Genomic DNA, 584 nt, shown 5'->3' on the forward strand with positions numbered 1-584 from the left:
ACCCGACGAACCCGAACGGGTGGTCGTCGGCGCAGCCGCTGTTCACCGGCAGCATCTCCGGCTCCGGCACCGGCCCGATCGACCAGACGCTGATCGCCGACGACCAGAACATGTACCTGTTCTTCGCCGGTGACAACGGCAAGATCTACCGCTCCAGCATGCCGATCGGGAACTTCCCCGGCAGCTTCGGCTCCAACTACACCACCATCATGAGCGACTCGACGAACAACCTGTTCGAAGCCGTGCAGGTCTACAAGCTGCAGGGCCAGACCCGCTACCTGATGATCGTCGAGGCCATCGGCTCCCAGGGCCGCTACTTCCGGTCCTTCACCGCCACCAGCCTGGGCGGCTCCTGGACCCCCCAGGCCGCCACCGAGAGCAACCCGTTCGCCGGCAAGGCCAACAGCGGCGCGACCTGGACCAACGACATCAGCCACGGCGAACTGATCCGCACCACCGCGGACCAGACCTTCACCGTCGACCCCTGCAACCTCCAACTGCTCTACCAGGGCCGCTCCCCCAACTCCGGCGGCGACTACGGCCTCCTGCCCTACCGGCCCGGACTGCTCACGCTCCAGCGCTGA

General features: G+C 66.6%; 1 protein-coding gene. It reads left to right on the forward strand.

What is annotated here, in order from left to right:
- On the forward strand, positions 1-584 hold a 584-nt coding region (locus V6U82_RS31525; protein ID WP_334467657.1), incomplete at its 5' end, for a non-reducing end alpha-L-arabinofuranosidase family hydrolase.

The organism is Micromonospora sp. CPCC 205554 (assembly GCF_036902745.1).
GTDB classification, from domain to species: Bacteria; Actinomycetota; Actinomycetes; order Mycobacteriales; family Micromonosporaceae; genus Micromonospora; species Micromonospora tulbaghiae.